This window comes from Aureimonas flava (assembly GCF_003583935.1).
GTDB lineage: Bacteria > Pseudomonadota > Alphaproteobacteria > Rhizobiales > Rhizobiaceae > Aureimonas > Aureimonas flava.
The window spans coordinates 74,921-100,348 of record NZ_QYRN01000001.1; the positions used below are offsets into that span (position 1 = coordinate 74,921).

Here is a 25,428-nt window from a genome sequence, read left to right on the forward strand (position 1 = left end):
AACCCGGATCCCGCCATGACCAATCCCTACCCGCTGCCGCGCGAGACGCGGGAATCGGCCCCCTTCGCCGGCGACGGCCGCGCCACCTACGGGCCCTTCGACTTCCGCATCTGGGACGTGGACGACGTGGTCGCCGAGGTCTCGCGCGGCTACGCGGAATACACGCTCGAGGCGGTGCGGGCGACCAAGGTCGCGAACCAGCCCTTCGACGATTTCTCCGTCACCTTCGACCCGCCGCTGGGGGGCGAGGACGTGGCGATCGTGAGCTCGCGGCGGCTCCAGGAGCGGCTCGGCGACGTGACGCGCGGCCAGTCGATCTCCTCCGCCGCGCTGGAGCGCGAGCTCTCGATCGTCGGGACCGTGCTCCAGGAACTGCGGCGCGACCTCGACAAGGGTGGAACCGGCAATGTCGGGGGCGGCGGCGGCGGGGTCATCACGATCGGCGACGTGGCGGGGCTTGCCGGCGTGCTCGCCACCAAGGCGAGCGTCACGGCGGTGCAGGCCCTTTCCGCCACCATCGCGACGATCGCGGCGCGCACCGTGCTCGGCGGCGGACTGGCGGCGGCCGCCACCGTCGGCGCCGTCACCACGATCTCCGTGGCGGCGGCGACGCAGGCCGAGGCCGAAGCCGGCCTCAACAACACGGCGGTGATGACGCCACTGCGCGTCGCCCAGGCGATCGCCGCGATCGGCGGAGGGTCCGGCGGCACCGACCCGGCGGACGCGGCCATGGTCGCGCGCGTACCGGCGATCTTCGACAAGTCGAACGACATGACGCTCTCGAAGCTCTTCGCCCGCGAGGGTGTCGCCACGCTCGACGTGCGCGCGCAGAAGCTCGTCAGCACGCAGAGCCCGTGGAACTCGGACTATGCCGGGGGGAACATCGCGTCGTTCCACGTCCGGCACGTCGCCGAGGGAACGGAGATGAACGGTCCGCGCGGTGCAGCCCTCGGCATCGGCATCTCGATGTTCAAGGAGGGGTTCGGTACCGGGACGGCGCGACCCGGCGAGATCGACGGCTTGTACATCGTCCTGCGCCAGGACAGCCCGCGCAACGCGAACAGCCAGACGTCGGCCGACAAGGCGGACGGCTGCGGCGTTCTGATCGACGCCGCGGTGTTCGACAAGGTGGGCTTCGTCGGCGGGATCGAGGGCAACACCAGCGTCATCAACGACAACGGCATCGGCACCAAGCGGCGGCTCGTCTACCAGCTCGGCTGCACGGACACGGCGGTCGGCGGGGCGTCCATGGGCGTGTTCACCAGCGCCGCTCAGGGGCAGCACAACGCCGGCGTCATGGTCTACAACGCCGAGGCCGACGGCGGCTATTTCGACAACATGATCTACTGCGCGAACAATGCCGGGCAGATCTTCGGCGTCGACCGGCGCGGCCTCGTCTCCTTCGGCAAGCTGACCAATGCAGGGCAGCACATCAACCCGTCGATGCACATGACGCTGCAGGCGGACTATTCGCTCGGCTGGCTCAACGCCGCCAAGTCGGTCCAGATCCTGTCGCTCGACCAGAACGGCAATCTGAACGCCTACGGCAACCTGAACGGCGTGAGCGTCAACGCCACCGGCAACATGCAGGCGGCGGGAACCGTCATCGCCAATGCCGGTCTGCGGGCGCCCGACCTCGTCATGACGCCCGGTGCCCGCGACAGCACCAACCTGTCGACCTATCGGCGCGGCCAGCTCTTCGTCGGGCAAGGCGGACGCCTGCGCTACTGCGAGGCCGACGGCACGCAGCCGAAGTTCGTCTACACCACAAACTCCTGAGGAGACTTCATGAAACAGGATTTTCTGCGCCCGCTCGTCCAGTTCAACGGCGAGCCGATGTCCTTTCGCAAGGACGAGGCGGGCGTGCCCGTCGCCGCGACGCTGGCGGACCTCGCCGTGGAGGCCCTGCTCTCGCAGCGGATGGACGGCGGCATGCCGCAGACCATGTCGGGCAACGACCACCTGACGGCGTACAAGCTGGCGGAACGGATCCACGACGCCGATGCGCCGATCGACGTGACGGTGGAGGAGGTCGCCCTGGTGAAGCGGCGCATCTCGGAGCACTTCGTCCAGCCGCTCGTGGTCGGGCAGGCGCTGATCATGCTCGAGGACAGCCTGGCAATTGAGAGCTCCGGCCCGCCCGTAATCTGACGGCTCCACCAACCGGAGCCGCCCGCATGGTCGCCGCGAACTACGTTCCTTCCCTGGCTCGCGTCCTGGTGCACGAGGGCGGCTACGCCAACCATCCGAAGGACCCGGGCGGGGCGACCATGCGGGGCGTGACGCAGCGCGTCTACGACGCGTTCCGCGCGCGCGCGAAACTGCCGGCGCGGCCGGTGCGCCAGATCGGCAACGACGAACTCGAGGCGATCTACCGCGACCAGTACGCCGAGGCGGTGCGCTTCGACGCGCTGCCGATCGGCCTCGACTACGTGCAGTTCGACGGGGCGGTCCACAGCGGCCCGTCGCAGGCCACCAAGTGGCTCCAGCGCGCGCTTCGCGAGCTCGGCCTCTATGCCGGCAAGATCGACGGGATCCCGGGCAACGGAACGTTGAACGGCGTGCGCCTGGTGAATGACGTGGACGCGCTGATCGCGCGCATCTGCGATATCCGCAAGGCCTTCCTGCGGGCGCTCAAGACCTATTCGACCTTCGGCAAGGGCTGGATGCGGCGCGTCGACCAGGTGGGCGACGCCGGGCAGGACTGGGCGGACGGCTCGGTGCCGGCGGACCGGAACCTGACCTACGAGCCCGGCATGGAGCGCAAGGCGCTCGTCGCCGACGCCGCGCTTCCGGCCGCGCCGGTCAGCGCGCCGACGGTGGGTGCCGGCGGCGGCGGCATGGCCGTCGTCATCGAGGCGGCCCGCCAGCAGATCCAGCCCTTCGCCGGCGCCTCCAGCTTCATCGACAACGTGCTGGTCGGGCTGACCGTCGGCGGCGCGATCGTCGCGCTCGGCGGCGTCGCCTGGGGCCTCTGGGCGCAGGCGCGGCGGGCGCGCCTGGCGCGCGTGCTCGACCTCGAGACGCCGGTGCCGGCGTGATGGGGCAGGTCCTCGTCGTCATCGCCGCCGCGCTCGGCCTGCTGCTCGGCGGGGCCGGCGGATATCAGCTCGGGTACATCTCCGGCCGCGTTTCCGGCCGGGCCGCCCTTCTCCAGGAACAGGCGCTCGCATCCGCTGCGGCCGAGCGCGAAAGGACGCAGGACGATGCGACGATCCGTGACCTGTCGGACGCTGACCTTTGCCGTCGCGCTCTTCGCGCTCGCGGGCTGCCGGTCGCAGCCTGCGACAAGCTGCACCGGGTTCCGTGAGGTGGCGCTTACGCCCGCCGGCACCGTGGCGCTGATCGGCGCGGACCGCGCGGCGGCCGAGCGGGCGATCGGCAACGACGCCAACGGCCGCCGGCTGGGGTGCTGGTAGGGCCATGGCTGTCGACATCGACTGGTCCTTCCGCATCAGCGACATCATCCTGTTCGGCACCGCGGGCATCACCGTTCTCGTGACGTTCATCCGCGTCCAGACGGCGGTCGGCACGGCGCAGACGACGGCCGACGAGGCCGCCGATGCCGCCGCGGCCGCAAGCCGCCGCGCCGAGGACGTGTCCGCGCTGTGCGCGGCGAAGATCGACCTCCTGTCGCGCGAGATGGCCCAGCTCCGGGTCTACGTCGCCGAGAACTACACCGCCCGCAAGGACATCACCGCGCTCGAGGAACGCCTGCTCGGCGCCGTCGAGCGCCTGACGGACCGCGTCGACCAACTGGTCGACCAACTGCTTGAACGTCGCCAGTAGGAGAACCCAATGGCTTTCCAGACACGGGCCCTGTCCCGCTTCGCCACCAGCGACCGCGTCCGTCAGGGCAAGTCGAACCTCTACGTCTATTCGACCCCCGATAGCGCGACCGATGTCATGGCGCCGGACTACTTCAAGTCCGCGATCCGCCCCTTCGGCTTGGGCATCGGCGACGTCATGTTCTGCACCACGGGAACGGACAACACGCCAGCGTTTCGTCAGCTGGTCATTACGGCCGCTAGCAAGACCGCGATTTCGCTCCTCGACGTCGTCAGCGGCGCGGTAGGCGGTGGCTCCTCCGGTACGGGTGGTGGGGTTCTTGGCCCGCTCACGGCATCCTTCGCCGCTGGCGCGCCGGCGGGAACCCTGGTAGCTGCCATCACCGGCTTGGCGCAGGACGAGACTATCGCCTCGATCACGCCGAACGATGGGAGGCTCGCGCTGGATGGCACCCGCAGGAACCTGCTCGTCGGCCTCAGTGCCTCAGCCGCCGGCACGATCGCTGCCACGCTCACGACCAGCATGGGCCGCGCGCTTGCGATCAATCTGACCGTCAGCGAAGCCATCCCCGTCGTCCTCGGCCTCGTCACCAAGACGGCCGACGGTTCGGTGGGGCAGACCTATACCGGCCCGGCCTGGTCGTCGCCGCAGTGGTATCGCGAGACGCTGGCGAGCCCGAAGACGCGCACCGCGATCGAGGGCGCGACCGCCCGGACCTACGTCGCCACCGCCGACGACGTCGGCTTCCGCCTCGTGATGGCCGGCACGGACGCCGGCATCGTGAAGGTCGCCGCGCCCTACGCCGTGGTGCTCGCGGCCCCGATCGTGCTTGAGAGCTTCGACAGCGTGGCGAGCCTCTCGGTGTCCACGGCGGGCAATCCGGCGCTCGCGGTGGACGCGGCCGACAAGGTGCAGGGCACCGGATCGGTGGTGGCGACCGGCCAGGGCTCCGGCAATCGCCTGATGCGCACCCTCGGCGCCCTGACCGGGATCGCGGGCGTCGGCAACCTCGCCGGGCTCGGCACCCTTGCGTGGCTGCGGGAGGAGCTGAACCCCTACGCGTCCCTGGGCGGCGAGGGGTCGATCCGCGTGGACCAGACCACGGGCACGCCGGCTGTCGGTGGGCAGTTGAGCGGTGCGCAGTTTCTGAACGCCCACAAGGGCAAGGTCTGGAACAGCGTCCGGCCGGATCAGCTCGCCTATCTCCAGGCGAAGGACCCGGCCGCCTCGTGGAAGGTGTCGTTCGACCGGTCGTCTTCCACGAGTGCGCCGCACGTCCAGCGCACGCGCTATGACGCCTTGGTCGCCAAGGCCGGCTGTCGACCGACCCTGATCCTCGGCTTCGACGACGGCCTCAACATCGATGACGCCGTGGCCGAGATGGCGGCCCGCTCCATCGGCGCAACCCTCTACATCCCTTCGGAGGTCATCGACAATCGCTCGTCGTCCAGCATCCTGACCTGGGATGCGGTGAAGGCCTACCAGGCGCAGGGCATGGACATCCAGGCGGACGGCACGCCGGGCGACAGCAGCATGGTGACCGGCAAGGCGAACCCCGCCGAGACCATCGCGCTGCTGAAAGCGGGGCGAACACGGATCATGGAGATGGTGCCGGGTTCCGACCCTCGCCATTTCTGCTACCCCAACGGCCACACGGACGCCTACGTGGCGAACAGCCCGAACCCGATCCCCGACCACCGCATCTACAAGGGCGGCGCGGCGACCGGCACCAGCGGCTCGGCGGTGCTCACCGGGCTCACCGACACGACCGGGCTGGCGGCGGGCATGGCGGCGGCGGGCTTCGGCGTGCCCGCCGGCACCCGGATCGCCTCCGTTGACAGCGCCACCCAGATCACCCTCACCAACGCACTGACGGCGGCCCTCACGACGGTCGCCGTCTGGGACGACAGCGGGCCGTTCTTCCTCGACAAGCTCCAGGACGCGATCCGAGCGGACGGGACGTTCCGCACCGGGCGCACCACCAACTTCGACACGTTCCATTCGCGTTTCGGCATCGCCGGGCGGGACCTCCTGATGCCGGCCTACTCGATGTCGAACGGCTCGCTCGGAACCCTGACGCCGGAGCAGCTCGCCGATCAGGCTGTCGGACGTCTCGATGCAATGGTCTCCCGCAGGGAGAACGCAGAGTTCTACCTCCACGCCGTAAAGGAGAACGGTCGCCAGACCCTCGACACGCCGCTCTCCACGTTCAAGACGTTCCTGGACGCCGTCGTGTCGCGGCGCGACGCGGGCTCGCTCGACGTCCTCACCAAGGCGCAGTGGTGGGCGCGCGACGGCGGGGCAAGCTGCCCGGTCTGACCGCCGCCCCTGCCTCAAATGGTGGGATCTGCGAAGGTGCGAGGGCTAAGACTTCGCACCTTCGCACCTGTTCACGGCCCGTTCTTTTATTCGTTTCGTAAGTCGTTGTAATTGCTAGGAAAAATGGTGCCGCTTAGGTGATTCGAACACCTGACCCCATCATTACGAATGATGTGCTCTACCGACTGAGCTAAAGCGGCCCGGCCGAGGCTTGCTGCCCGGCGGATGGGGGTCTGATAACGCCAAAGCGTTCCGGTTTCAAGCGGCTTTCGAGCCGAATGTGGACCGGGGCTTACGCTGACGCGAGGCGCTCGCGGGCCTGCGCGTATTCCGCGGCGAGGCGGTCGACCAGCGCTTCGACCGGCGTGACGGCTTCCACCGAACCGATGCCCTGACCGGCGCCCCAGATGTCGCGCCACGCCTTGGCGCCACCCTCGGCGCCAAAATCCATCTTGGACGGGTCGCTGTCGGGCAGATGGTCCGGGTCGAGGCCGGCGGCCTCGATGGAGGCGCGCAGGTAGTTTCCGTGGATGCCGGTGAAGAGGTTGGAATAGACGATGTCCTGCGCCCGCCCCGACACGACGGCCGCCTTGTAGCGTTCGTCCGCCCGCGCTTCCTCGGTGGCGATGAAGGCGGAGCCCATGTAGGCGCCGTCCGCGCCGGCGGCCTGCGCGGCGAGGATGCCCGCGCCCGTCGCGATGGCGCCGGACAGGAAGAGGGGGCCGTCGAACCATCGGCGGATCTCGGCCACCAGTGCGAAGGGCGAAAGCGTGCCCGCATGGCCGCCGGCACCTGCCGCCACCGCCACGAGCCCGTCCGCGCCCTTCTCGATCGCCTTGTGCGCGAAGCGGTCGTTGATCACGTCGTGCAGCACGATGCCGCCGTAGGAATGGACGGCCTGGTTCACCTCCTCGACGGCACCGAGCGAGGTGATGACGATGGGCACCTCGTGCCGCACGCAGACGGCAAGGTCGGCCTCCAGGCGCTTGTTGGAGCGATGCACGATCTGGTTCACCGCGAAGGGGGCGGGTGCACGCCCGTCCGGCCCCGGCGCGCGCAGCGCCTCCTCGATCTCGCAGAGCCAGTCCGAAAGCTGTTCTGCCGGGCGAGCGTTGAGGGCGGGAAAAGCGCCGACGATCCCGGCCCGCGCCTGCGCGATCACCAGCGCCGGGTTCGAGAGGATGAACAGCGGCGCGCCGATCAAGGGAAGGCGCAAGCGCCCTTGCAGGATCGGGGGCAGGGCCATCGCGTCGCTCCATCTTTGACGTAAACGTAAGTTCTGGTGTAGCGCGCCCGCCTCGCGACGCCAAGAGGCGGCGGCGGAGGGCTCGCGTCCGCGACGGGCAGGGTGGGCTCGATGGTTTGGGTGGGCGCCGCGCCGCGCGATCCCGCGTCGCACTGGCATCGGCCCGCAGAAACCCCGATATCACGGCGATGCCGGATCTGTTCCCCTCCGTTTCCACGACGCCGACCCTCTTCGCCGCGATGCCCGACCTCGTGGTTCGCGTGATCGACGTCGAGACGGCGGGGCACAGGCTGGAAGAGGACGCGGTGATCGAGATCGGATCGGCGGACATCGACCTCTCCACGGGCCGGATCTTCGATCCGCGCGAAACGCTCGTGGATCCGGCCGGAGTGGAGATTTCGCCCGGAGCGCGGCGCGTGCACCGAATCTCGGACGAGATGCTGGCGGGCGCGCCGGCGTTCGAGACGGCGCGGGCGAAATTTGCGGGCGCGCCCGTCTACGCCGCCCAGCGAGCCTCGTTCGATCGGTCCCGGCTCGGTCTGCCTGGGCGCTGGCTCTGCACCTACAAGCTGGCCTTGCGCGCCTTTCCGCACGTGCGCGCCCACGGGCTCCAGTCGCTGGTCAAGTATCTGCCGCTGGATCTGTCGGACGTCGCCGATTGCTTGCGGGAGTCGCACCCCCACCGCGCGTTGTTCGACGCGCTCTGTACGGCGGTGCTGCTGCGACGGATCGCGGCCGAGCTGATGCCGCGCTGCGCGGACGCCGGCGACTTCCTGGCGCGTGCCGAGCGCGTGTCGGCCGAGCCGGCGCTCCTGGCGAGGCTGCGGTTCGGCCGGCACAAGAACGTGCCGATGGCCGAGGTGCCGCTCGACTATCTGGAATGGCTGGTGCGCGAGCCGGGGATGGACGCGGATGCCGTGTTCACCGCGAAGCACCACATCGGCCTACGCGAACGGGCCGCCCTTGCCGCGATGGGGCGGCCGCTGCCCACGCCCGGCTGAGGGGCGTTATCCGAGCGAGAAGACGGCGCATCCGTCCGTGTCGGACTCGACCTGATCGACGTAGCGCGGCTGGACATAGGTCACGCCCGTGAGCGTGATCGCGTCGCCGAAGACCTGACCGGTGACCGGCTGGAGGTGATAGCGCGCCTCGCCGCGGATGATGTAGACCGCGACGTCCTGGGAGGTCTGCGAAAACTTGTTCTTCAGCCAGGGATGGTTCTTGGTCAGGACGTTGGCGATCTGCTGCTTGGCCACGGCGGAGAATTCGGGCGGGATCGTCACCGTCGTCCCCTTGGCCAGTTTCTCGTACCCCGTCGTCGGACACGACCAGTCGACCGTGCCTTCGCCGTCCTCTCCGACCTTGATCTGGGTCAGCCGCATCTCGAGCGGTTTGATGGAGTAGGGCGCGAGAGTGCCGCGCGCGATGCCCAACAGCTTCCGCAGGTCGGAATCCGTCAGCTCCAGGGACTGCGAGGCGAGATCCACCGCCGCGCCGGCCGCGGCCTTGACCTTTCGGTCGGTGGTCAGCCCCACGCCGAGCTCGGTGCCGCCGAGAAGCAGGAGCAGGAGAACGGGCACGACCATGGCGAACTCGACCGCCCCGGCGCCCGAAATGTCGTGCCGGCAGAAGTGCCCGATGCGGCGGAGCATGGAGCGCGCGCCCATCAGAAGGGCTCCGTGCGGAAGGTCGACATGCTCATCAGCACGGTCGCGCCATCGCCGGTATGGGCGAAGAACTCGCGCATGGGACCGGTGAGGATCGGCCATTTGTAGAAGACACGCAGGGCGACGATAGTGCCGCCGCGTCCGTAGTCGTAGGCGAACCCGCTCGTGTCGATCGCATCGCCGTCCATCGGGATGGTGGTCGGCACGTCGTCGAAGGACGAGTAGGTCCGCAGGTCGAAGACCAGCTTGTCGCAGTCGAGGAGCGCGCTGACGTTGCCGCAGGCCAGCGTCCTGAATTCGCTCTGGGACAGCGAGTTCCGCTGGACCTGGCCGACGCGCACCAGCCGTCCGGTCGCGGCGGTCGCCTTGTCCAGCACCAGTTCGGCGGTGAACATCAGCGCGACCTCAATCAACGCGTAGACGATCAGGAAGAACGGCAGCGCGAGAAGGGAGAATTCCACTGCGGCGGTGCCGCTGCGCGACCGCGCGAAGCCGGGGAGGAGGCGGAGGAGACGGCGTATCCGCTTCATGGCGTCAGCTCGACAGGCGGCGACGGATGGTCAGCAGATCGTCCACCATCTTCAGGAGCTGCGTTTCGGCCTCGTCCGAGTCGGTCGCCTGATAGTACAGGCCGGAGCTGGCGCAGCTCTCCAGCACGGGCGAGATGTTCTGGTAGTAGGACGCAACGCGATCGTTGAAGTATCCGAACCTGTCGACGTACTTCTGATACTTCACGTCGAGCACGGCCACGTCGATGCCCCTGTTCTTCATGTCCGCACAGGCCGCCGTGACGAACGTTCCAAGTGGATTGCCGGTGGACGTGCCGTTTTCGTCGCGCACGCCGTCCGTGACGATGATGGCGAACTTCCGTGCATCCGACTGGGTCTTGCCGGTTCCCTGCGCTCCCACCGTATCGCGAAAATCGGCGAAGGCCGAGGTTGAGTTCGTGTGGGCGCTCGCCACGCCGCTCGTATCGTCGATGGAATTCTGAACGGCGGTCTCGTCGTTGCTGGGCGCGATCTTTTCGAGATATCGTTCACTGAATATGGACGTGCCGACGCGCGTCGTCTTCAACGAGCCGGCCGCGGAATTCAGTGCCAGGACCTTCTCGACCATCGCCTTCGCGGCGTCTCGCAGCACGTCGATCCGCAGGCGCGCCCCGGCCTCCTTGTTCAAGTCGTAGACCGTCTGCGTCGCGCCCCACTCCAGCGTATGGCAGGCGAAGGCGCATTCTCGCACATCGTTGTTGTAGAAGGCGTGATAATACTTGGCCGTGTACGCTTCGAGCTTCTCGCGGTCCGCGTCGCTGGCCGCGATGTTCATCGATTCCGACACGTCGAGCAGGAAGTAGAAGTCGATATAGGACTTGCGCTGGATCAGCGCCTGCGCTTTCCCACCCACCGGCAGGGCGTCGATGTCGAAGAGCTGGAGGAAGTACGGCGAGGTCGCGCCCGATCCGCGGACGTCGACGGTACCGGCGGTCTGGTCGATCGTCGCCTCGAAGCTGATGGCGGGGAAGTTTTCCGGAAGGTTCGCTTGCGCGACGATCTCGATCGCCTCGCGGGCGTCCGCTTCCGTGCCCGCCTCCAGCGCCTTGGCGCCCGCCAGGGCCGCGGCGTCCGTCGCCCGCTGTACGGCCGACTGGTCGATCCACTGCGTGGAGAGGTCCAGGACGCCGCCCATGGCGCCCACGAGTATAGTCGCCAATAGACCGGTGAAGATGGCGAAGTTGCCCCTCTCGTCTCCAACGAACCGCTTCAGCACTCCACCCCCCGACCGATACCGGATGAAGATGATTAGACGGGAAACCAATGAAGATTGGGTTTTCGGACTCGGGCGAATGCCGCGCAACGACGCACGCCGGCATGGGCGATCCTGCCGCGCGCCTTCTGGCCGTGCCGGGGCGGCGGTCTATCTAGCGGGCGATACCCACACCGGGATCACGGCTCCTTGCAGCGTTTCGCCGATCTTCTCGACCGCCTCGTCCTGACCCCGTCCCGCAACGGAAAGCTGCGGCTGATGGTGGATCACTTCCGCACGGTGCCCGACCCCGAGCGCGGCTATGCGCTCGCCGCGATCACCGGCGAGCTCGACATCCGTTCGGTGAAGCCGGCGATGCTGCGCGACCTGATGACCGAGCGGATGGACGAGGTCCTGTTCGGCTACTCCTACGACTATGTCGGCGATCTGGCGGAGACGATCGCGCTGGTCTGGCCTTCGCCGCACGACGGCGAGGTCGTGCGCCGCAACGACACGCCGACTCTGGAGCGGGTCGTCACCGAACTCGACGCGGCGACGCGCGCCGAGGGGCCGCGCCTCGTGGAGGCCTGGCTCGACAGGCTGGACTCCTCGGGCCGCTACGCCCTCCTGAAACTCGTGACGGGAAGCCTTCGCATCGGCGTGTCCTCGCGCCTCGCCAAGCAAGCGCTGGCGGATTTCGGGGAGAAGGACATCGTGGAGATCGAGGAGCTCTGGCACGGGCTCCGGCCGCCCTACCTCGCGCTCTTCGACTGGCTGGAGGGAAGGGCGGACAAGCCGGTGTCGGCCGCCGCCTCGCCGTTCCGGCCGGTGATGCTGTCGCAGCCGCTGGAGGAGCCCGATCACGGCCGCATCAGGCCGGAGGACTACGCCGCGGAGTGGAAATGGGACGGCATCCGCGTCCAGGCGACGGTGGAGCGCGGCGTCAAGCGCCTGTATTCGCGCACGGGCGACGACGTGTCGGACGCCTTCCCGGACCTTCTCGACTACATGACGTTCGACGGCTCGCTCGATGGCGAGCTTCTGGTCGCGCACCCCGCGCCCAAGGGCGGCGGTCGCCCGGCCGTGCATCCGCACCAGGGCTCGGTGCGCGACGACATCGTGGTCGGCACCTTTTCGGACCTTCAGCAGCGCCTCAACCGAAAGAGCGTGTCGGCGGCGGTGATGCGCAAGCATCCGGTGTTCCTGCGCACCTACGATCTTCTGCAGGACGGCGCGGACGATCTGCGCGCGCTGCCCTTCGCCGAAAGGCGGGCGCGGCTCGACCGCTTCGTGGCGGCGCTGGAGCCCAGCCGTTTCGACATCTCCCCCTTCGTGCCCTTCTCCGCCTTCGAGGACCTCGCGCGCCTGCGGGCCGACCCGCCCCATCCGGTGATCGAGGGTCTGATGCTGAAGCGGTGGGACTCGGCCTATGTGCCGGGGCGCCCGAAGGGTCCGTGGTTCAAGTGGAAGCAGGATCCGCACCTGATCGACGCGGTGCTGATGTACGCCCAGCGCGGCCACGGCAAGCGTTCGAGCTTCTATTCCGACTACACGTTCGGGGTCTGGACCGGCCCGGACGAGCGGCCCGAGCTGGTGCCCGTCGGCAAGGCCTATTTCGGCTTCACCGACGAGGAGTTGAAGCAGCTCGACAAATACATCCGCGACAACACGATCGAACGCTTCGGCCCGGTCCGCTCGGTGCGGGCGGAACCCGACCACGGCCTCGTGATAGAGGTCGCCTTCGAGGGATTGGCCCGGTCGGCGCGGCACAAGTCGGGCGTCGCCATGCGGTTTCCGCGCGTGTCGCGCCTGCGGTGGGACAAGCCGGCCTCCGAGGCGGATCGCCTGGAAACCCTCCAGGCGATGATCGGCGGCTGAGCGGCCGGCGTTCACTCCTGTGGCGCGGCGGGCGCTTGCATCGCCACAATCGGCCCTCTAACTCCGGACGGACGCTGGATGGAGAGGTTCGACATGAGCGATCGGGTGACCACATTCCTGGGCGGCTCGCCGCTGGCCGTCCTGGTCCGGCTTCTCGTGATCTCGCTGCTGGTCGGCATCCTCCTGTCGTGGTTCGACGTCCGGCCCTACGAGATCGTCGACTGGGCCTCCGACTTCGTCCGCTGGGCGTGGCGCAGCGTCTTCGGCTCGCTCAACCGCGTCGTCGACTACGTGCTCCTCGGCGCGGCCGTCGTGGTGCCCGTCTTCATCGTCTCGCGCCTCCTGAAGACCGGGCGCGGCTGACGGTCAGGCGAATTCGCCCGCCACACGGTGCAGGATCGTGTGGCGGCGGGACAGGGCCTCGATGTCGCGCGAATAGCCGCCGCCGATGACGCCGGCGACCGGCACGTCCCGCTCGCGGAAGAAGCCGATCACGCGGCGGTCGCGCTCGGCCAGTCCCGCGTCGCTGAGGGACAGGCGGCCGAGCCTGTCCTCGGCATGCGGGTCCACCCCGGCGTTGTAGAACACGATCTCCGGCCGTGCCCGCTCGAACGCCGTCCGCAGAAGGTCCGGCAGGACGGCGAGATAGGCCTCGTCGCCCGTGCCGTCGGGAAGGCCGAGATCGATGTCGGACGCGGCCTTCGGGTGCGGGTAGTTCCGCTCCCCGTGGATCGACAAGGTGAAGACGGCATGGTCGTTGGCGAAGATGCGCGCCGTCCCGTCACCCTGGTGGACGTCGCAGTCGAACACCAGAACCCGGCCGACCTCGCCGTCCGCGACGAGGACGGAAGCCGCGACGGCCACGTCGTTGAAGACGGAGAAGCCGGCGCCGCCCTCGCGCGCGGCATGGTGGCTTCCGCCGGCCGTGTTGCAGGCCAGCCCTCGTTCCAGCGCGAGCCGGGCCGCCAGCACCGTGCCTCCCGTCGCGCAGCGCGAGCGGCGCGCGACGCGCTCGTCCACCGCGAAGCCGATCGCCTTCTCGGTCGCCCTGTCCACCCGCTGGGCGAGCACGGCCTCGACATAGGCGGCGTCGTGGGCGAGCTCCAGCCAGCCTTCCGGCGCAGCGATCGGCTGGAAGAAGCCGTTCGGCGCCAGCCCGTCCTCGACCAGGATCTCGGCCAACCGCGTGAACTTCGACATGGGGAAACGATGCGCCTCGTCGAACAGCGCGTCGAAGGCCGGGTGGTGGACGATCGCCAGAGCCACCGCGATCAGCCGTTCACGGGCGCTGGACCTCCCAGCCGAGCGGCGGTCCGCCGGCCAGGATTTCGTCCACCCGCGTGTCGCGGACGCTCGCGATCGTGTCGATGCCGGCGCGGTCCAGATGGCGCGACAGGTCGTTCAGGATGCGGATCGGCAGGTCGGGCCCGCCGTAGACGAGGGCCGTGTAGAGCTGCACGAGATCGGCACCGGCCTCCATCTTGCGCAGGAAGGTCGAGGCGTTCTCGACGCCGCCGACGCCGATCAGTGGAACGTCGGGCCCCATGGCGCGACGGAACATCGCCAGCACGTAGGTCGAGCGGTCGAACACCGGGCGCCCGGACAGGCCACCGGCCTCGTCGGCGTTCGGGCGCCCTTCGACGCCATGGCGCGACAGCGTGGTGTTGGAGACGATCAGCCCTTCGACCTTGCGATGCTTGGCCGTGTCGGCGAGCGCCCAGATCTCGTCCTCGCTGAGGTCGGGGGCCACCTTCAGGAACACCGGCCGGCGCTTGGTGGCGGCTAGCGCCGCCGCGCCGTCCCGCGCGGCCATCACGAATTCCAGGAGGCGGTCGAGATCCGACCCCTGCTGGAGCTTGCGAAGGCCCGGCGTGTTGGGGGACGAGACGTTGACGGTCAGGTAGCTCGCCAGTGCCTCGAACCGGTGGATGCCGGCCACGTAGTCGGCGATGCGGTCCTCGGAGTCCTTGTTGGCGCCGATGTTGACCCCGACGATGCCCGCCTTGCGCGAGCGCGCTTCCATCCGTTCGGCGACGTCCGCGTGGCCATGGTTGTTGAAGCCGAGCCGGTTGATCACGGCCGCCGCGCCGGGCAGGCGGAAGACGCGCGGCTTGTCGTTGCCCTCCTGCGGCAGCGGCGTCACCGTCCCCACTTCCACGAAGCCGAAGCCGAGACGCAGCGCCGCGTCCGCGACTTCCGCGTTCTTGTCGTAGCCGGCGGCGAGGCCGAGAGGGTTCGGAAAGGTGATGCCCGCCACCTCGGTGCGCAGGCGCGCGTCGACCGGGCGGTTGCGTCGCGGCACCAGCCCGCGCCTCAGCGCCTCCACCGAAAGGCCATGGGCGCGCTCGGCGTCGAGCTTGAACAGGAGCGGGCGGGCGAGCCCGTAGAGGCCGCTCATCGAACGCTTCCGGGAAACACGTGGTGTCCGTCCGGGCCCAGCGGCAGGTCGGCGACGTAGACCACGGCCGCCATCGACAGCTCGCCATAGAGATGCGGGAACAGGTCGCCGCCGCGCGAGGGTTCCCATTTGAGCGCCGCGCCGAGCTTCTCGGGATCCACGGCCGCCACAATCAGCGTCGGCTCGCCGGCGAAGTGCTTGGCGGCCGTCTCGCGAACCTGTGCGGCGGTCGAGAAGTGGATGTAGCCGTCCTTGAGATCGACCGGCGCCCCCGCGAACCGGCCGGCCGCTTCGGCTGCGAGCCACTCGGACCGGGGCGAAAGTTTGAAGATGAGCGCGCGCTGTTCCATGAAAATCGCCTGCCAGACCCGTCCGACCACGTCAATCGGCAGCCGGCGCCCCGACCGTGGCCGGACGCGATGCCGCAACCTCGGCCCTGCGTCGGATCAGGAAGTCGGCCATTGCGCGCTCGGACCGCGTGCCCGCTTCGCTCGCGAAGGCCTCGTACACGTGGCACCCGTCGGGCTGGACGCGCAGCTCGGCCCGGTTGCCGGCCGCCAGCCAGCGCGCGCTCATGAACAGCGTGTCGTCGAGCAGGAGGTCGCGCGTTCCCACGCCGAACAGCGCGGGCGGCAGGCCATCTAGGCGCGCATGGAGCGGCGAGACGTCGGGATCCCGCAGATCGAAGGTCTGCGGCACGAAGCGGCGCACGAACTCGCCGACGTCGTCCGTGTTGAGGATCAGCCGCTCCGCGCCGAAATTGCGCACGCTGGGCGTCAGCGAAAGGTCGTAGCAGCCCGCCACGAGATTGGCCGCTTGGAACGGCATGGCGCCGTGGCGGTCGCGAAGCCGCAGCAGCGTGACGACGGACAGGTGTGCGCCGGCCGATTCGCCGCCGATGGCGAGAAAGGCGGTCGGAAGATCCGGGAGCCGACCCTCCGCCAGCGCCAGCGCGACCGCCTCGCAGTCGTCCGGCCCGGCGGGAAACGGGTGTTCGGGCGCGAGGCGATAGTCCACGGAGGCGACGCACAGGCCCGTCGCGTCGGCGAGGCGGCGCAGGCGGGGGTCGTTCTCCACCGCCTCGCCGAACATCCAGCCGCCGCCGTGGAAGTGCAGATAGGTGCCGAGCGCGCGCCCGTCGGCGGGTCGCAGGATGCGGATAGGGATGGCGTGACCGCCTGCCGCCGGCAGGTCGAGGGTGATGGCTTGCGCGTCGGGCGCAAGACCTGGAAACACGCCGAGCCCCTGCCGCCGGGCGGCCCGCACCACATCGACCGGAAAGGACCAGGGGCTGGGCCGGCTGGCCTGGAACGCCGCGATCTCGGCGTTCAGCCGCCGCAGCTCGTCGTCGCGCGCCGCGAAGACGGTTTCGGAAAGAACCATGCCGCTGCCCATGTCGGAACTCCTCTCGCCGCCCAGGTCCTGGACGCCATATGGCACGAGACCCGGAAGGTAGGTCGATCGTGCAACCCGTCACCCATCAGTTTCTCCACCGCCTCGGTCTCGAGACGCGCGGCAAGGGGCTCACCGAGATCACGCGCGAGATCGCGGCCGCGCTCGCTGCCGAGAGTGCGGGCGACGGGCTGCTGACTGTCTTCGTGCGCCACACATCGGCGTCGCTGACGATCCAGGAGAACGCCGACCCGGACGTGCGGATCGATCTCCTGTCGGCGTTCGAGCGGCTGGCGCCCGAGGGTGCGGCCTATGTCCACACGATCGAGGGGCCGGACGACATGCCCGCCCATATCAAGACCGCGCTCACCGACACCAGCCTCGGCGTTCCGGTCGAGGACGGGCGCATGGTGCTCGGCACCTGGCAGGGCATCTATCTGTTCGAGCACCGCAGCCGGCCGCACCGGCGCGAGATCGTGCTGCAGTTCCTCGGCTCCAAACGCGGCTGATTCTCGCTCGCGCCCAGGTTGCCGTGGCGAAACCCTGCGATACGTTTCCTTCACGAGATCGCGAGTTGGGTGGAAGGGGTCGGTGCCGTGCTCAAGGAGTTTCGTGAGTTCGCCCTCAAGGGCAACATGGTCGATCTGGCCATCGGCATAATCATCGGCGCCGCCTTCTCCGGCCTCGTCAACTCCATCGTCGCCGACATCATCATGCCGGTCGTCGGCCTCGTCACCGGCGGGGTGGACTTCTCCAATCAGTTCATCCCCCTGAGCTCCAGCGTCACCGCCACGAGCCTTGCCCAGGCTCGCGAGCAGGGCGCGGTGATCGCCTACGGCAACTTCCTGACGCTGGCGATCAACTTCGTGATCGTCGCCTTCGTGCTGTTCCTCGTGGTGAAGGGCATGAACCGGATGAAGCGCAAGGAGGAGGCCAAGCCGCCCCAGGTCGCCGAGGTGCCGCGCGAGGAGAAGCTGCTGGAGGAGATCCGCGATCTCCTGGCCGGCGGTCGTTCCACCGTTCGGCCGGGACAGGTGCCCGGCGGCGAATTCTAGAAGGGGCGCCCACCGTTCGGGCTTGACGAACCGGGCGGAAAGATCGAGTCCCGGCGTAGCGGACCCGCGAACCGTCGGTGGTCCGAACGTTGATCCGGAACACCCAGCATGAGCCTTCTCCAGCGTCTGCGTCCGGCCGCGCTCGCCGCGCCCGAGAGCGGCATCGTCGCCGTCATCAACCATGCGCGCGGCCGCGACGGTTTGATTCCCCTCTGGGCCGGCGAGGGCGACCTCGCGACGCCGGCCTTCATCGCGGAAGCGGCAGCCCGCGCCTTGCGCGAAGGGGAGACGTTCTACACCTGGCAGCGCGGCATTCCCGAGCTGCGCGAGGCGATCGCCGGCTATACCGAACGCCTCTACGGGCGCCCGACCGCGCCGGACCGCATCTTCGTCACCGGCTCCGGCATGCATGCGATCCAGCTCGTGCTTGCCGCGCTCGCGGGCGAGGGCGACGAGGTGGTGTTCGTCTCGCCGCTATGGCCGAACTTCGCTGCCGCCGCGGGCCTGTGCGGCGCGCGGGCGGTGGACGTTGCGCTCGACTGGACGGGCGAAGACTGGGCGCTCGACCTCGACCGGCTGCGCGACGCGATCACGCCCTGCACGCGTGCCATCTTCGTCAACACGCCCAACAATCCGACCGGCTGGACGGCCGACGCCGCGACGATCCGGGGCATCCTCGCCATCGCGCGCGAGGCGGGCGTCTTCGTGGTCGCCGACGAGATCTACAGCCGCTTCTTCTACGGCGGCACGCGCGCGCCGTCCTTCCATGACGCGATGGGCGAGGAGGATGCGCTGATCTTCGTCAATTCCTTCTCCAAGAACTGGGCGATGACGGGTTGGCGCGTCGGCTGGATCGAGGCGCCGGCGGCGTTCGGTCAGACGATCGAGAACCTCGTGCAGTATTCCAATTCCGGCGTCGCGGCCTTCATGCAGCGCGGTGCGGTGGCCGCGATCGAGGGGGGCGAGGCGTTCGTGGCCGAGCAGGTCGCCCGCGCGGCCGAAGCGCGGCGTATCTTCACCGGCGCCCTGGCCGCCACCAACCGCGTGTCCGTCGCACCGCCCGCCGGCGCGTTCTACGCCTTCTTCGCCATCGACGGCATCACCGACGGGATGCAGGCGGCTCTGCGGATCGCGGACGAGGCATTGGTGGGCCTTGCGCCCGGCGGCGCCTTCGCGCCCACGACGCGCGGTCACCTGCGCGCCTGCTTCCATCGGCGTCTGGACCAGGTCGAGGAGTCCGCCGCCCGGCTCGCGGAGTGGATCGGGCGGCAGCCTTGAACCGCTACGCGCAGGCGGCGCTGACGATCGCCATCGGGGCCGCCGGCGGGGGCCTCGCCGCCTTCGCGGGGTTGCCGGTCGCCTGGTTGCTCGGCGCGACGGTCGCGGTGGTCGTCGCCACGCTGTCCGGCCTGACGCTCCGGGTGCCCGACCGCCTGCGCGACGCGACCTTCTTCGTGCTCGGCATCCAGGCCGGTTCCGGGGTGACGCCCGATGTGGTGAACCAGTTGACGCTGTGGCCGCTGTCCTTCGCGATCCAGATGGTCGGCGTCCTGCTCATCGTTTTGGCGACCAAGGTGTTCCTGGAGCGCGTCTTCGGGTGGGACCGGGAGACCGCGCTCTTCGCCTCGCTTCCAGGCGCCATGTCCTTCGTGCTGGCCGCCGCTTCCGAGACGCGGGCGGACATGACCCGCATCGTGGTGGTGCAGTCGACGCGCCTCCTGCTCCTGATCGGCGTGCTGACGCCGATGCTCGCCTGGCTGGAAGGCGGGCAGGAGGTGGACGGCGCGCTGCGCGGCGGCGTGATCGGGTCGCCCCTGCAATACGCGATCCTCGCCGGTGTCAGCGCCGCCTGCGCCTGGATCGGGGTTCGCAGCCGGCTGCCCGGCGGTCTCATCCTCGGCGCCCTCTTCGCCAGCGCCTTCCTGCATGGGACGGAGATCGCTCCGGTCGCGATCCCCAACTGGATCGCGATCCCGGCTCTGGTCGTGCTCGGCTGCTCCATCGGAGCGCGGCTTCGGCCGGAACACCGCAACGCCATGGTCGAACTGCTGTCCGCTTCGCTGGGCGCCTTCGCGATCGGTCTGGGGCTTTCGGGGCTCGCCGGCTTGGTGGCGCTGGCCACGCTCGGCATCGCCTTCGGCAAGATAGCGCTGGCCTACGCGCCGGGCGCGCTGGAAGCGCTCACGGTGCTGGCGTTCCAGTTCAACCTGGATCCCGCCTATGTGGCGGCCCACCATGTGGTGCGCTTCGTCGGGCTGGCGCTGATCGTCCCCGTGCTGGCTCGCCGTCTGCCGCGCGTGCGCACGCAAGACAGCGTGGTGCGCAAGGAGGCGGCGCCGGCCGCGGCCTCGCGCGATACCGAAAACGATTGAGTGCGCGGCCGGCTGCCGGGCTCGACGACCCTCAGCCGCCGGCCTTGGCGAGAACCAGCGCGGGCGGGTGGTCGTCGCGCGCCTCAGCGGCGGGCCGCTGCGAGGCGAAGGGAATGCCGAGCGCCGTCCAGGTCTCGACCAGCGCATCGCGAAGGGCCGCCACCAACGCATCGTCGTGCAGCGGGGTCGGCGTGATGCGCAGCCGCTCGGTGCCGCGCGGCACCGTCGGGTAGTTGATCGGCTGGATGTAGATCCCGTGCCGGTCGAGCAGGCGGTCGCTCGCCTGCTTGCACAGTTCGGGATCGCCCACCAGGAGCGGCACGATATGCGTGTCGGACGCCATCACGGGAAGGTCGGCCTCGGTCAGACCGCGCTTGACCTCGCCCACCTGCCGCTGCTGCCCCGCGCGCTCCGTGGCGGAGCCCTTGAGGTGACGGATCGAGGCGGCGGCTGCGGCGGCCAGCGCCGGCGGAAGGGCCGTGGTGAAGATGAAGCCGGTTGCATAGGAGCGCACCGCGTCCACCAGCGCACGGCTGCCGGCGATGTAGCCGCCCAGCACGCCGAAGGCCTTGGCCAGCGTCCCCTCGATCACGTCGAGCCGGTGGGCCACCCCGTCGCGGTCCGTGATGCCCCCGCCGCGCGGCCCGTACATGCCGACGGCGTGGACCTCGTCGATATAGGTCATCGCGTTGTAGCGGTCGGCGAGGTCGCAGATCGCGGCGATCGGCGCGACGTCGCCGTCCATCGAATAGACGCTCTCGAAGACGATGAGCTTCGGGCGCTCCGGATCGGCCGCCTTCAGGAGCTCTTCCAGATGCGCCAGATCGTTGTGGCGGAACACCTGCTTGCGGCAGCCTGAGCGCCGCACGCCCTCGATCATCGAGGCGTGGTTCAGCTCGTCGGAAAGGATCAGGCAGTCGGGCAGGAGCTTCGCGATGGTGGAGATCGACGCGTCGTTGGACACGAAGCCGGAGGTGAAGACCAGCGCCGCTTCCTTGCCGTGGAGATCGGCGAGTTCCGCCTCGAGCTCGACCAGCGGATGGCTGGTGCCGGAGATGTTGCGCGTGCCGCCGGCCCCCGATCCCATGGCCGCCACGGCACTCGACATCGCCTCCACCACGGCCGGGTGCTGGCCCATGCCGAGATAGTCGTTCGAGCACCACACGGTGATCTCGCGCGCTTCGCCCTCGTGGCGCCACAGGGCGGCCGGAAAGCGGCCCGCGATACGCTCAAGGTCGGCGAAGACCCGGTAGCGGCGTTCTGCGTGGAGAGCCTCGATCGCGGATGCGAAGTGCGATTGGTAGTCGATCATCCGGAACTCCTTCGTGAGAAGGGTTCTAAGTTCGAGGCAAGGCGAAGTCCACCCGGACAGAATGTCCAAGCGCGGCTTTCAGGCATCGTCCTCCGAGGCATTTTCGTCCCGGTCGGGCGCGTCGGCACCCTCCGGCGCCTCGGCCCGGCCGCGGGCCTGCTCCTTGCGCCGGCGCAGGTTCTCGCGCAGCACTTCCTCCAGCCGCTTCTGGCGCTTGAGCTTGGCGGGGTCGATCGGAGCGTGGGTCATGTCCGGCCTCTAGCGCCGACGGCCGCCGCGCTTCAAGCGCAGATCGCGCAGCATGCGGCGCAGCCCGTCCTCCGTGGTCTCGGGCGGCTGCCAATCGGCGGCGGCGCGAAAGGCCGAGTCGTCCACGACCAGCGAGCCGAACACGTGCTCGTACTGTTTCCGGCGGCCGGCGAGCGCCGCGATCCGAGCGAGCGTGTGGGTCGGCAGGGAGAAGAGGCGAGGGGAGCGACCCATCTCCTGCCGGGCGAACGCCACCATCTCGCCAAGGCTCCAGGGTTCCCCGTCGCAGACCAGAAAGGTGCCGCCCGCCGCCTCGGGCGCGGCGGCGGCCTGCCGCAGCGCGTCCACGGCGTTGGCGATCGACAGGAGGCTGCGGCTGGCGCTCGGCGCGGCCAGCGGCAGCGGCACCGGCAGGCTGGAGATGCGCAGCAGCGCGGCGACCCCTCCGCGCCCGCCCGGCCCGTAGACCGGCGGCAGCCGGAGGACGACGCCTTGCGTCGCGCCGCCTTCCAGCGCGCCCCAGGCCGCGGCCTCGCCCGCCAGCTTCGACGAGGCATAGGCGTTCTGCGGCTGTTCGGGCGCGTTTTCGTCGAAGGGCTCCGATGTCAGCGGGTGCACCAGGTTGGTCGACGCATAGACGAACCGACGCACGCCCCGCCGGACGGCCGCCTCGGCCACGGCCTTGGTCGCCGAGACGTTGACCTCCATCAACGCCGCGTCGTCGCGGGCGGCGGGGTCGGATCGGGCGGGGTTGAGCGCGGCCAGATGGACCACGGCGTCCAGGCTCTCCGGCCAGCCCGCCCACTCGCCGACCTGCCGAAGATCCGATGGAGCGCCGTCTACGCCGCGCGAAAGGGCGCACACGTCGTCGCCGCGTTCCCTCAGGTGGGCGACGAGGTGCCGGCCGATGAAGCCGGAGGCCCCGGTCACGAGAATGCGCACGTCGGTTCGTCCCCACTTGCTCTGTCCGCGTTTTCGCGGCACTCGCCTTCCATGAAGCGTGTGTTCGACATTCTGGCAAGCGTTGCCGGCCTTATCGTGTTCGGTCCCGTGATCCTGCTCCTCGCCGCGCTGGTTCGGCGAGACAGTTCAGGGCCGGGCATCTTCGCGCAGGCGCGGGTCGGTCGGGCGGAGCGCGTCTTCACCTGCTACAAGCTGCGGACCATGCGCCAGGGCACCGTTTCCGCCGCCTCGCACGAGACGCCGTCGGCGGCCGTGACCCGGCTCGGGGCCTTCCTGCGCAAGTGGAAGCTGGACGAACTGCCCCAGCTCTGGAACGTCCTGCGCGGCGAGATGAGCCTGGTCGGCCCGCGTCCCTCGCTGCCGGTGCAGGACGAGGTGATCGCGGCACGGCGCGCGCGCGGCGTCTTCGCGCTGCGTCCCGGCATCACCGGCCTCGCCCAGGTTCACGGGATCGACATGTCGCGGCCGGAGAGGTTGGCCGAGGTGGATGCGCAATACCTCGCGACGCGCAGCTTCGGCGGCGACCTGGCGCTGATCCTCCAGACGGTGACGGGCAAGGGGCGGGGGGACCGTGTCGGCACCTGACGGGCTTGAGCGCCTTCGCGTCGCGAGCTGGAACCTGCACGGCTTCATCGGTGAGGGGCGGCAGCCCGATCCCGAACGCAGCTTCCGCGTCGTCGCGAGCCTGGAGGCGGACATCCTCGCCCTTCAGGAGGTGGACGGGCGCACGCATCTGCGGCGTCTACCCGACGCGTTCGAGCGGGTGCGGGCGGTGTTGGGCGGCCATCTGGTCGAGGCTCACCTGTTCGGCGCGCCGGGGCGCGAATACGGCCATGTGCTCTGGTCGCGCCATCCGATCGAACAGGCCGAGGTCCACGCCCTGCCGGGGCCGGGCTTGGAGCCGCGCGCGGCGATCGAGGCGGTGGTCGCGACGCCGTTGGGACGGCTTCGCGTGGTCGTGGCGCATTTCGGGCTCGATCCGCGCGCACGGCCTCGGCAGGCGGCGTTCGTGGCGGGTCTCGTCCGGCCGGACATGCCCACGGTGGCGCTCGGCGACTTCAACGAATGGCGCCGGCGCGGCCCGGTCCACGCCGCCCTTTCGGCGGCGTTGCCGGTGCACGAGCCGGTGCCGACCTGGCCTGTGCGACGGCCCTTCGCCGGCCTCGACCGGCTCTATGCCTCGCGCGGCGTCGCGCTCCATGCCGTGGCAGCCCGACGGGACGCCGCGCCCGCGTCCGACCATCTGCCGCTGGTCGCGGACTTACGCTTCTAGCGGCGGCTTCTCGGGTCGAGGCGGTCGCGAAGCCCGTCGCCGATCAGGTTGAAGCCGAGAACGGCCAGCGCGATGGCGCAGCCGGGCGCCAGCGCCAGCCAGGGCGCCGAGCCCATATAGGTCTGCGCGTCCGCCAGCATGCGCCCCCAGGAGGGCGTTGGCGGCCGACGGCCGAGCCCGAGATAGCCGAGCCCGGCTTCGGTCAGGATCGCCAGCCCCATCTGGAGCGACACCTGGATCGCCAGGGTGCCCGCGATGTTCGGCAGGACATGGAACCGCGCGATCGCCGGCCCGGTCCGGCCGAGGGCGCGCGCTGCGGTCACGAAGTCGCGCCCGAGCACCGAGAGCGTGGTCGCCCGCGTCACGCGCGCGAAGACGGGAAGCGTGAACAGCGCGATGGCGGCGGTGGCGCTCCAGAAGCCGGTGCCGAGCGCCGCTGCCAGCATCATCGCCGACAGGATGGGCGGGAAGGCGAACAGGACGTCCGCGCCGCGCATCAGGGCGCCGCCCGCGCGCCCGCCGACCTCGGCCGCCGCGAGCCCGACCAGCCCGCCCAGCGCGGCGCCGATCAGCACGGCGACCAGCGCGGTGGCGAGGCTGGTGCCGGCCCCCAGCATCAGGAGCGAAAGCACGTCGCGGCCGAGCTGATCCGTGCCCAGAAGCCCGCTCGCCAGGGGCGCCTCCAACCGTTCGGCGAGGCGCAGCCGCAGGGGCACGGGCGACGGCGTCCAGAACGGAGCGACCGCCGCGGCCGCCACGAGCGTCGCGACGATCGCGCCGCCGAAGGCAAGACGCGCCCGGCCGCGCCCGGCCCTCACGACGGCGACCTCGCGCGCGGGTCGATCCAGACCTGGACGAGATCGACGGCGGCGTTCACGACGACGACGCCGGCGGCCAGCAGCAGGGCCACCGCCTGCAGCGTCACGAGATCCCGCTGTGCCAGTGCCTGGTAGGCGAGCTGACCCAGTCCCGGCAAGGCGAAGACGTTCTCCACCAGCACCGCACCCGCGATCAGGAAGGCGAACTGGAAGCCGACGACGGTGAGGATCGGCGGCAGCGCGTTGGGCGCGCCGTGGCGCAGCAGGGCCGCCGTGTGCGACAGGCCCTTGGCGCGCGCGGTGCGAAGGAAGTCCTCGCCCGCCGTCTCCAGAAGCGCGCCGCGCGCGACCCGGCAGAGCACGGCCGCCTGCGGCAGCGCCAGCGCCGTGGCCGGGAGCACCAGCGAACCGAGGGCCGCGCCCGTGCCGGCTGCCCAGCCGGGAAAGCCGCCGGCCGGCATCCAGCCGAGCGTGGTGGCGAAGACCAGGATCAGAAGCAGCCCGATCCAGAAGTTCGGCACCGCCATGCCTGCCTGCGCGAAGACCACGGCGAGCCTGTCCGTCAGCCCGCCCGGACGACGCGCGGCCAGAAAGCCGGCGCAAAGACCCAGCGCGAGCGCGAGGGCGAGCGCCATCACGGCCAGCGGCAGCGTCACGGCCATCCGCTGCGCGATCAGTCCCGAGACCGGCATGCCGTAGGTCAGGGAGCGTCCGAAATCGCCCGTGAGCGCTCCGCCGAGCCATGCGAGCCAGCGCAGGAGCACGGGCCGGTCGAGGCCGAGCTCGGCCCGCAGCGCGGCCAGCGTGTCGGGCCTCGCCGAGGTTCCCAGCATCACCGCCGCCGGATCGCCCGGCAGCAGGTCGAACGCGACGAACACCAGCAGCGACACGACGACGAGAAGGGCGCCGAGCCCAAGGATCCGCCGGAGAAGGAGGCCCGCCAACGCGATGGATCAG

General features: G+C 69.9%; 28 protein-coding genes and 1 tRNA gene. 15 read left to right on the forward strand and 14 right to left on the reverse strand.

What is annotated here, in order from left to right:
- Positions 1–15 precede the first annotated feature (15 nt).
- From D3218_RS00385 to D3218_RS00410, 6 genes are all read left to right on the forward strand, one after another.
- Positions 16–1,779 (forward strand): hypothetical protein, encoded by a 1,764-nt coding sequence (locus tag D3218_RS00385; RefSeq protein ID WP_119537926.1) that lies wholly within the window; start codon positions 16–18, stop codon positions 1,777–1,779.
- Positions 1,780–1,788: 9 nt separating this feature from the next.
- On the forward strand, positions 1,789–2,151 hold the full coding sequence (locus D3218_RS00390) for a hypothetical protein (protein WP_119537927.1): 363 nt from the start codon (positions 1,789–1,791) through the stop codon (positions 2,149–2,151).
- A 26-nt stretch (positions 2,152–2,177) separates the two neighbouring features.
- Entirely contained in the window at positions 2,178–3,041 is an 864-nt protein-coding gene (locus tag D3218_RS00395) for a glycoside hydrolase family 108 protein (RefSeq protein WP_119537928.1), read from the forward strand.
- Positions 3,041–3,310, forward strand: coding sequence for a hypothetical protein (locus D3218_RS00400; RefSeq protein WP_119537929.1), 270 nt, complete (start codon positions 3,041–3,043; stop codon positions 3,308–3,310). The genes D3218_RS00395 and D3218_RS00400 overlap by 1 nt, the downstream gene beginning before the upstream one ends.
- Positions 3,311–3,423: 113 nt before the next feature.
- Positions 3,424–3,789, forward strand: coding sequence for a hypothetical protein (locus D3218_RS00405; RefSeq protein WP_119537930.1), 366 nt, complete (start codon positions 3,424–3,426; stop codon positions 3,787–3,789).
- A 9-nt stretch (positions 3,790–3,798) separates the two neighbouring features.
- Complete coding sequence (locus tag D3218_RS00410; protein WP_119537931.1) at positions 3,799–6,108, forward strand: polysaccharide deacetylase family protein; 2,310 nt, start codon at positions 3,799–3,801, stop codon at positions 6,106–6,108.
- 124 nt (positions 6,109–6,232) lie between these two features.
- Here D3218_RS00410 and D3218_RS00415 read toward each other — a convergent pair.
- Positions 6,233–6,308 (reverse strand) — tRNA-Thr (locus D3218_RS00415).
- 92 nt (positions 6,309–6,400) lie between these two features.
- On the reverse strand, positions 6,401–7,354 hold the full coding sequence (locus D3218_RS00420; RefSeq protein ID WP_119537932.1) for an NAD(P)H-dependent flavin oxidoreductase: 954 nt from the start codon (positions 7,352–7,354) through the stop codon (positions 6,401–6,403).
- 188 nt (positions 7,355–7,542) lie between these two features.
- On the opposite strand from D3218_RS00420, the gene D3218_RS00425 reads away from it, so the two are divergent.
- Positions 7,543–8,355: an exonuclease domain-containing protein gene (locus D3218_RS00425; protein ID WP_119537933.1), complete on the forward strand. Its 813-nt coding sequence runs from the start codon at positions 7,543–7,545 to the stop codon at positions 8,353–8,355.
- A 6-nt stretch (positions 8,356–8,361) separates the two neighbouring features.
- Here the strand turns inward: D3218_RS00425 and D3218_RS00430 are convergent, their stop codons facing one another.
- Genes D3218_RS00430 through D3218_RS00440 form a run of 3 tightly spaced genes read right to left on the reverse strand, consistent with a single transcriptional unit; the run spans position 8,362 to position 10,872 of the window.
- Positions 8,362–9,021 carry a TadE/TadG family type IV pilus assembly protein gene (locus D3218_RS00430; protein WP_168990368.1) on the reverse strand — a complete coding sequence of 220 codons (660 nt, stop codon included), beginning with the start codon at positions 9,019–9,021 and terminating at the stop codon, positions 8,362–8,364.
- Positions 9,021–9,551 (reverse strand): TadE/TadG family type IV pilus assembly protein, encoded by a 531-nt coding sequence (locus D3218_RS00435; protein ID WP_119537935.1) that lies wholly within the window; start codon positions 9,549–9,551, stop codon positions 9,021–9,023. Before D3218_RS00435 ends, D3218_RS00430 begins: the two co-directional genes overlap by 1 nt.
- Positions 9,552–9,555: 4 nt before the next feature.
- On the reverse strand, positions 9,556–10,872 hold the full coding sequence (locus D3218_RS00440; RefSeq protein WP_119537936.1) for a TadE/TadG family type IV pilus assembly protein: 1,317 nt from the start codon (positions 10,870–10,872) through the stop codon (positions 9,556–9,558).
- Between the two features lie 99 nt (positions 10,873–10,971).
- Here D3218_RS00440 and D3218_RS00445 point away from each other — a divergent pair, with 99 nt between their 5' ends.
- Both D3218_RS00445 and D3218_RS00450 read left to right on the forward strand, forming a co-directional pair.
- Positions 10,972–12,639 carry a cisplatin damage response ATP-dependent DNA ligase gene (locus tag D3218_RS00445; RefSeq protein ID WP_119537937.1) on the forward strand — a complete coding sequence of 556 codons (1,668 nt, stop codon included), beginning with the start codon at positions 10,972–10,974 and terminating at the stop codon, positions 12,637–12,639.
- A 93-nt stretch (positions 12,640–12,732) separates the two neighbouring features.
- On the forward strand, positions 12,733–13,002 hold the full coding sequence (locus tag D3218_RS00450) for a DUF6460 domain-containing protein (protein WP_119537938.1): 270 nt from the start codon (positions 12,733–12,735) through the stop codon (positions 13,000–13,002).
- Positions 13,003–13,005: 3 nt separating this feature from the next.
- Here D3218_RS00450 and D3218_RS00455 read toward each other — a convergent pair whose 3' ends face one another.
- From D3218_RS00455 to D3218_RS00470, 4 genes are read right to left on the reverse strand one after another with little or no spacing between them, the layout of a single operon-like run.
- A complete protein-coding gene (locus D3218_RS00455) occupies positions 13,006–13,905 on the reverse strand; it encodes a histone deacetylase family protein (protein ID WP_119537939.1) in 900 nt (299 codons plus the stop codon).
- A 13-nt stretch (positions 13,906–13,918) separates the two neighbouring features.
- The gene (locus D3218_RS00460; RefSeq protein WP_119537940.1) at positions 13,919–15,037 is read right to left on the reverse strand and encodes a quinone-dependent dihydroorotate dehydrogenase; all 1,119 of its coding nucleotides are present in this window, start codon (positions 15,035–15,037) and stop codon (positions 13,919–13,921) included.
- The gene (locus D3218_RS00465) at positions 15,034–15,387 is read right to left on the reverse strand and encodes a DUF952 domain-containing protein (protein ID WP_119538441.1); all 354 of its coding nucleotides are present in this window, start codon (positions 15,385–15,387) and stop codon (positions 15,034–15,036) included. Before D3218_RS00465 ends, D3218_RS00460 begins: the two co-directional genes overlap by 4 nt.
- A gap of 31 nt (positions 15,388–15,418) precedes the next feature.
- Positions 15,419–16,432 (reverse strand): alpha/beta hydrolase, encoded by a 1,014-nt coding sequence (locus D3218_RS00470; protein WP_119537941.1) that lies wholly within the window; start codon positions 16,430–16,432, stop codon positions 15,419–15,421.
- Between the two features lie 38 nt (positions 16,433–16,470).
- On the opposite strand from D3218_RS00470, the gene D3218_RS00475 reads away from it, so the two are divergent.
- The 4 genes from D3218_RS00475 to D3218_RS00490 all read left to right on the forward strand — a co-directional run bounded on the left by D3218_RS00475 (position 16,471) and on the right by D3218_RS00490 (position 19,856).
- On the forward strand, positions 16,471–16,938 hold the full coding sequence (locus D3218_RS00475; protein WP_119537942.1) for a secondary thiamine-phosphate synthase enzyme YjbQ: 468 nt from the start codon (positions 16,471–16,473) through the stop codon (positions 16,936–16,938).
- Positions 16,939–17,025: 87 nt separating this feature from the next.
- A complete protein-coding gene (mscL, locus tag D3218_RS00480) occupies positions 17,026–17,484 on the forward strand; it encodes a large conductance mechanosensitive channel protein MscL (RefSeq protein WP_119537943.1) in 459 nt (152 codons plus the stop codon).
- A gap of 108 nt (positions 17,485–17,592) precedes the next feature.
- On the forward strand, positions 17,593–18,762 hold the full coding sequence (locus tag D3218_RS00485) for a pyridoxal phosphate-dependent aminotransferase (protein WP_119537944.1): 1,170 nt from the start codon (positions 17,593–17,595) through the stop codon (positions 18,760–18,762).
- Complete coding sequence (locus D3218_RS00490) at positions 18,759–19,856, forward strand: AbrB family transcriptional regulator (protein WP_119537945.1); 1,098 nt, start codon at positions 18,759–18,761, stop codon at positions 19,854–19,856. Before D3218_RS00485 ends, D3218_RS00490 begins: the two co-directional genes overlap by 4 nt.
- Positions 19,857–19,887: 31 nt before the next feature.
- Here the strand turns inward: D3218_RS00490 and hemA are convergent, their stop codons facing one another.
- From hemA to D3218_RS00500, 3 genes are all read right to left on the reverse strand, one after another.
- Positions 19,888–21,165 (reverse strand): 5-aminolevulinate synthase, encoded by a 1,278-nt coding sequence (gene hemA, locus D3218_RS00495; protein WP_119538442.1) that lies wholly within the window; start codon positions 21,163–21,165, stop codon positions 19,888–19,890.
- Between the two features lie 81 nt (positions 21,166–21,246).
- Entirely contained in the window at positions 21,247–21,417 is a 171-nt protein-coding gene (locus tag D3218_RS19600; protein ID WP_168990369.1) for a hypothetical protein, read from the reverse strand.
- A gap of 9 nt (positions 21,418–21,426) precedes the next feature.
- Positions 21,427–22,359, reverse strand: coding sequence for an NAD-dependent epimerase/dehydratase family protein (locus D3218_RS00500; protein ID WP_168990370.1), 933 nt, complete (start codon positions 22,357–22,359; stop codon positions 21,427–21,429).
- A 51-nt stretch (positions 22,360–22,410) separates the two neighbouring features.
- Between D3218_RS00500 and D3218_RS00505 the strand changes: the two genes are divergently transcribed.
- Positions 22,411–22,965 carry a sugar transferase gene (locus D3218_RS00505; RefSeq protein ID WP_119537947.1) on the forward strand — a complete coding sequence of 185 codons (555 nt, stop codon included), beginning with the start codon at positions 22,411–22,413 and terminating at the stop codon, positions 22,963–22,965.
- Entirely contained in the window at positions 22,952–23,653 is a 702-nt protein-coding gene (locus D3218_RS00510; protein WP_119537948.1) for an endonuclease/exonuclease/phosphatase family protein, read from the forward strand. The genes D3218_RS00505 and D3218_RS00510 overlap by 14 nt, the downstream gene beginning before the upstream one ends.
- Here the strand turns inward: D3218_RS00510 and D3218_RS00515 are convergent.
- Together D3218_RS00515 and D3218_RS00520 are read right to left on the reverse strand one after the other, a co-directional pair.
- A complete protein-coding gene (locus tag D3218_RS00515) occupies positions 23,650–24,471 on the reverse strand; it encodes an ABC transporter permease (RefSeq protein ID WP_119537949.1) in 822 nt (273 codons plus the stop codon). The two genes, D3218_RS00510 and D3218_RS00515, sit on opposite strands and share 4 nt — an antisense overlap.
- Positions 24,468–25,415 (reverse strand): ABC transporter permease, encoded by a 948-nt coding sequence (locus D3218_RS00520; RefSeq protein ID WP_119537950.1) that lies wholly within the window; start codon positions 25,413–25,415, stop codon positions 24,468–24,470. Before D3218_RS00520 ends, D3218_RS00515 begins: the two co-directional genes overlap by 4 nt.
- Between the last annotated feature and the right edge of the window lie 13 nt (positions 25,416–25,428).

Bases quoted from the DNA above. Each gene is read 5' to 3' on its own strand.
- D3218_RS00385 (WP_119537926.1), top strand. From the start codon at position 16: ATGACCAATCCCTACCCGCTGCCGCGCGAGACGCGGGAATCGGCCCCC.
- D3218_RS00390 (WP_119537927.1), top strand. From the start codon at position 1,789: ATGAAACAGGATTTTCTGCGCCCGCTCGTCCAGTTCAACGGCGAGCCG.
- D3218_RS00395 (WP_119537928.1), top strand. From the start codon at position 2,178: ATGGTCGCCGCGAACTACGTTCCTTCCCTGGCTCGCGTCCTGGTGCAC.
- D3218_RS00400 (WP_119537929.1), top strand. From the start codon at position 3,041: ATGGGGCAGGTCCTCGTCGTCATCGCCGCCGCGCTCGGCCTGCTGCTC.
- D3218_RS00405 (WP_119537930.1), top strand. From the start codon at position 3,424: ATGGCTGTCGACATCGACTGGTCCTTCCGCATCAGCGACATCATCCTG.
- D3218_RS00410 (WP_119537931.1), top strand. From the start codon at position 3,799: ATGGCTTTCCAGACACGGGCCCTGTCCCGCTTCGCCACCAGCGACCGC.
- D3218_RS00420 (WP_119537932.1), bottom strand. From the start codon at position 7,354: ATGGCCCTGCCCCCGATCCTGCAAGGGCGCTTGCGCCTTCCCTTGATC.
- D3218_RS00425 (WP_119537933.1), top strand. From the start codon at position 7,543: ATGCCGGATCTGTTCCCCTCCGTTTCCACGACGCCGACCCTCTTCGCC.
- D3218_RS00430 (WP_168990368.1), bottom strand. From the start codon at position 9,021: ATGGGCGCGCGCTCCATGCTCCGCCGCATCGGGCACTTCTGCCGGCAC.
- D3218_RS00435 (WP_119537935.1), bottom strand. From the start codon at position 9,551: ATGAAGCGGATACGCCGTCTCCTCCGCCTCCTCCCCGGCTTCGCGCGG.
- D3218_RS00450 (WP_119537938.1), top strand. From the start codon at position 12,733: ATGAGCGATCGGGTGACCACATTCCTGGGCGGCTCGCCGCTGGCCGTC.
- D3218_RS00460 (WP_119537940.1), bottom strand. From the start codon at position 15,037: ATGAGCGGCCTCTACGGGCTCGCCCGCCCGCTCCTGTTCAAGCTCGAC.
- D3218_RS00465 (WP_119538441.1), bottom strand. From the start codon at position 15,387: ATGGAACAGCGCGCGCTCATCTTCAAACTTTCGCCCCGGTCCGAGTGG.
- D3218_RS00470 (WP_119537941.1), bottom strand. From the start codon at position 16,432: ATGGGCAGCGGCATGGTTCTTTCCGAAACCGTCTTCGCGGCGCGCGAC.
- D3218_RS00475 (WP_119537942.1), top strand. From the start codon at position 16,471: ATGGCACGAGACCCGGAAGGTAGGTCGATCGTGCAACCCGTCACCCAT.
- D3218_RS00485 (WP_119537944.1), top strand. From the start codon at position 17,593: ATGAGCCTTCTCCAGCGTCTGCGTCCGGCCGCGCTCGCCGCGCCCGAG.
- D3218_RS19600 (WP_168990369.1), bottom strand. From the start codon at position 21,417: ATGACCCACGCTCCGATCGACCCCGCCAAGCTCAAGCGCCAGAAGCGG.
- D3218_RS00505 (WP_119537947.1), top strand. From the start codon at position 22,411: ATGAAGCGTGTGTTCGACATTCTGGCAAGCGTTGCCGGCCTTATCGTG.